The sequence below is a fragment of the Okeania sp. SIO2B9 genome, from assembly GCF_010672505.1.
GTDB lineage: Bacteria > Cyanobacteriota > Cyanobacteriia > Cyanobacteriales > Microcoleaceae > Okeania > Okeania hirsuta.
On record NZ_JAAHGK010000591.1, the window covers coordinates 1 to 4514 of the forward strand.

Sequence of the window (4514 nt, forward strand, 5' to 3'; positions counted from 1 at the left end):
TGGGCTGCATTCAACTCTGGTAAATCAATTGGTAAGCCAACATTAAAAGGTGATTGATTAATATCTCTGAAATAGAAAAATTAATGGCAATTGTTGGTGGAAATCCTTACTTAATCAAATTAGCTCTATATGAAATTTATCAACACAATATTAGCATTGATGATCTATTAAAAACAGCAGCAACAGATGTAGGATGTTATGCAGATCATTTACAGCGACATTGGTGGCATTTACAACAATCTCCAGAGTTAGCACAAGCAGCTAAAACAGTAATGAATTCTAATCAACCAGTACAATTAGAAACAATGCAAGGGTTAAAATTACACAGTATAGGATTAGTCAATTTCCAAGAAAACCAAGCAACACCACGTTATGATTTATATCATTTATATTTTAGAAATCGTCTTTAAATTCAAACAACTATTAGGACTTAAACATTTTATGGTTGAAAAATGGCGCTCGTGTCAGTCTAGATCAGGGAATTACTTCAATGCGCTCAAAATGCCTAGAACCCTTGGTAATTAAGGAATTATACCTTTTTGACTAAAAGCAAGTCCCTGTCTAGATTTGAGCCTATTTTATACTTCTATTTTGTCTAATTCCCACTATAGCAGTCGCTATTACAGTATCAGGAGTCCTGATATCAAATTCGTTAACTATGACCTCACTAGGGGTGGTAATGCGGTTGGTGGGGCGAAAATCCTCATTTACCGCATTCTCAGTCCTACTGACTACTTTTTTAAATTGTTTTAACTAAAAAATAACTAAAAAAAACTTAGACTTGATTTGAACCTACTTCCAGTAATTTTTCCAATCTTGCCGTTGACCAGTATTCCGTGGGATAGGCGATCGCAAAAATAGACGAAAGTCGAACCAACCATGTCACCTGCTTAAAAGCATCATCTTCCTCATCAAATTCATCCGGTGGAACTAAGACCATAATTTCTACAAAATCTTTAGTTACAGTAACGGGGAGACCATAATAAGTTTCCTCAGCTTCAATGCGGACTTTACTACCATTTTCTAATGCTTCTGTTAATCTTTGATAAAGAAGATTAGATTTTTTTGACTTTTCTTTTTTGGCCACAATTATTCTCCCTAAGTCTGATGTTGCAGTTTAGCGCTTTTAACAGCACCCATGTACAACTTCGCCATTAACTCGTTAGCAGTCGCCGCATTTTGCAACTTACTAAAGTTAATTGTATCTGGTTGAATTTTAACTTGACTAGGCAAGTTTTGAACTCCCTTGTCGCTTAACCGCATCCCAGTTGTCAGGAAATCCGTACATAGTTGTCAATGACCAGATGTGGGTCTTTGGTAATGTTTAGCTCAAAAGTGACTAATGACATAAAAAATCTGTCCTTTTCCCAAATCAAAACGTACTGTTACTGCCGGGACTTGATGCTGAAAAAGCAAATTATGACTAGCAGTATCAATATAGACTTTATCCGAGTTTAGTACTTCTATATTGTAATTTCCTCATAACGACTATTAGGGATTTGGCTCTCAATATTACAAGAATATTTGACCACAAACTATCTGCAAAAGTTTCTACAGACAATGATATAATTAATTTTTAATTCTTGAGTCTAGAGTAGTGTCTTAGGAAATGCACGCTGTACTTTTCAAATATCCTCTTAATACCATTGATTAAAAGACATCTCCAATAATCAAAAATAAAATTAATTATCCTGTAGAAATTATCAATTATTTCCCCCTACTCTGTAGGGAGGTTGCATGCAAGGTCCCTACGACCTACTCCCTCTTTTCCGGAGAGGTCTATAATTTCTACAAAATCTTTAGTTACAGTAGCAGGGAGACCATAATAAGTTTCCTCAGCTTCAATGCGGACTTTACTACCATTTTCTAATGCTTCTGTTAATCTTTGATAAAGAAGATTAGGCTTTTTTGACTTGTATCTTCTGGTAACAATTATTCTCCATAACTATAACGTTGCAGTTTAGTGCTTTTAATAGCACCAACGCACAACTGGACTACCAACTCAGTTGCAGTAGCAGCACAATGACGGAGGAGTCAGTCCTCAGTCCTCAGGAGGGAAGAAAAAGCAAGAAGCAAGAAATAAAAGGAGGAAAAGGAGAAAGTTTTTTTGATCACGCTCTTATCCGGACATGATATAAGTTGTATTTTTCCTTAGTTTTGACTTTTGACTTTTAACTTTTGACTTTCCTGATCATCACGCACTGGCAGTGAAGTCTCCATTATTTCCATCAACAACTCCAGTCGTGATTTATGAGACAACATTGGCACCAAGTTAGGCAAAGAATAGTAGTCACCTTTGAAAGTAAAAGTTTCCACTGGTGCTTGCTTCTGCTTCAGTTGACTTTCCACATAATTAGAAGCATAGTGACCCACACGCACGATAACCACATTTGGCATAACCGCCAACTCACGACAATAAGCAGTATAAGCATCAGCAAAATAGGGTGCAGTATTTTCCCCTTCATCTGTCACCAGAATAAACTGTTCGACAACTTGCTTTTTGCGTCGCATTGCTTCTACAGCACAACCACAACTTGTACCTCCACCTGCGCGGATATGTTGGAAACCACGTTCCCAGTCACTCAATTCTGTACCTTGAGCAGTCACAGGATAAGGAATAGTATCAAAAGCGTAGACAAATAGTTCCGCTTCAGTAATACCAGAAACCAAAGCAGCTAAACGCTTACCTACTTCGATCGCCTGTTGCATAGAACCAGACTTATCCACAAGTAAAGCAGTTGGCAAAGAAATTTTACCGCGCTTTTTCACTTGTTCGTTAGTCACCTGCTCCAGTTTCGCAACAGTTTCCGCATCTACCTGAGCAGCATCAGCAGCAACCTTAGCTTTATAAGCAGACACGCGATCGCTCTTTTGCGCCTCAGTCAGTTTCTCATCAACTAATGCTTTTACCTCTGGGTGTTCCATCGCACCACGAGCAGTCAGAGACTTCAGGTTATTGATAATTTCCTGGGGAGACATAGAGTTGATCAGTGCCACTAACACAGTAGGTGTCAATTGTTTCACAGCTCCCACTGCCACAGTATAGGGAATTTTATGTTCCACTATTAATGCTGCTTGCTCTGCTGGAGTTTCTACTTTTGCCAACTGCTTCAGCATGAAAGCTAAACTATCCTCTGGAGGTCTTTCCTTAAACAAGATAGCATCAGCGCGAGAGTTAGGTTTAATGTGCAAAGTTGCATATAGGTGCTTCATTGCCTTGCGGTTACGGAGAGCTGCCCGGTCAAAAAAATCTGGTTTTTGTTCGCGCTTCCGTAGATAACGAGTCACAGCAGTGCGTGCGGAACGTGGCATTTTATTTCGTTGCTGTTTCATAAAGTCTACAATGCGTGACACCTGGTATGGTGGGAAATTTTGTAGCATGATGAAACCCGCATCTCGGTGTTCTGTGAGGTTGCTTGTTAACAAGTTTCCCAGGAATACTTCTTGATGGTCGCGCACATCACCGTTATTTTGATACCATACTGCTAAATGACCGTAAAAAATTGGGTCTAACTCAACAATTAATTGATGAATTTCTGCTACTTTTTCTAATTGACGATGTGGTGTAGTGAGCAGACTATTGAGCATTTCTAAACGTAAGTCGCGCTCATCGTTATTCATTTGAATTTTAGACATTTTTTCTACCTCCTTATTTCAGTTATCAGTTAACAGTTATCAGTTACAGCAAATTCTAAATATATGAAGTACAAATATTAACTACTGAATTTTTGTAGTGTGGTTATCTTGCCATATAGTGCCTCAAAAAGATAAAAAAATCTGTCATGTTTTTAATGTTAAATATAAAGTATTGTCAAACATTTGATAACCTATGATTATTCGTTATTAACTAATTTTAGCATAAAAAATCTACTTTAAAAATGCAATTATTTTTGGTATTTTTCGGAGTATTAATATTAATATTTATAATGAAATAAACCGTGCAATTTCAGAGATAATTGTACTTCCAAGTTCCCTAATAAATTGTGTATTTCAGCAATTAATAATTAATAATTACCTATTCTTAAAAGAAGAAGATTGACTAAAATATTTTTTTTGTATCCCCTTAAAAGAGGAGGCTTCAAGGCGTGAATTTTTGAATGAATAATTATTAACTATCAACTCTTAATTATTCATTATTCATTATTCAGTAACCTCTCTAGTTTAGGGCGTGACGATAATTGCTAATTGTTATAGCTTTCAGCTTTAAAAGTTTTGGTAGTCCCGATGGCGTAATGCTAGATAGGAACAAACAATATCTAGTGCGGGCATCCTGCCCGCGAGTACGGGAGCAAGATGCTCCCACTGTTATCCTAACAAAAATAATTACCAAAAAATTGGGTTTAAAGCCTCTCCTTTTAAGGGGATAATAAATAAAAATTTTCCTTTGAGTCTATCCTCTTCTTTTCAAGGAGAGGTAATTCTAAATTCTAAATTCTTGAAAATGCACCACCACCAAACTTTTTTACAAAGGTTTTAAATCTGGTTCTACCCAATTTTTTTGAGCTGACTCAGAC

General features: G+C 36.8%; 4 protein-coding genes. 1 reads left to right on the forward strand and 3 read right to left on the reverse strand.

Features of this window, described 5'->3' with window-relative positions:
• Nucleotides 1-53: 53 nt before the first annotated feature.
• Nucleotides 54-410 carry an AAA-like domain-containing protein gene (locus F6K13_RS19675; RefSeq protein ID WP_287288107.1) on the forward strand — a complete coding sequence of 119 codons (357 nt, stop codon included), beginning with the start codon at nt 54-56 and terminating at the stop codon, nt 408-410.
• Nucleotides 411-775: 365 nt separating this feature from the next.
• Here the strand turns inward: F6K13_RS19675 and F6K13_RS19680 are convergent, their stop codons facing one another.
• The 3 genes from F6K13_RS19680 to F6K13_RS19690 all read right to left on the reverse strand — a co-directional run bounded on the left by F6K13_RS19680 (nt 776) and on the right by F6K13_RS19690 (nt 3627).
• Complete coding sequence (locus tag F6K13_RS19680) at nt 776-1087, reverse strand: hypothetical protein (RefSeq protein WP_124147289.1); 312 nt, start codon at nt 1085-1087, stop codon at nt 776-778.
• An 11-nt stretch (nt 1088-1098) separates the two neighbouring features.
• Complete coding sequence (locus F6K13_RS19685) at nt 1099-1233, reverse strand: hypothetical protein (protein ID WP_275670455.1); 135 nt, start codon at nt 1231-1233, stop codon at nt 1099-1101.
• A 918-nt stretch (nt 1234-2151) separates the two neighbouring features.
• On the reverse strand, nt 2152-3627 hold the full coding sequence (locus F6K13_RS19690; protein WP_338043260.1) for a hypothetical protein: 1476 nt from the start codon (nt 3625-3627) through the stop codon (nt 2152-2154).
• Nucleotides 3628-4514: the final 887 nt, after the last annotated feature.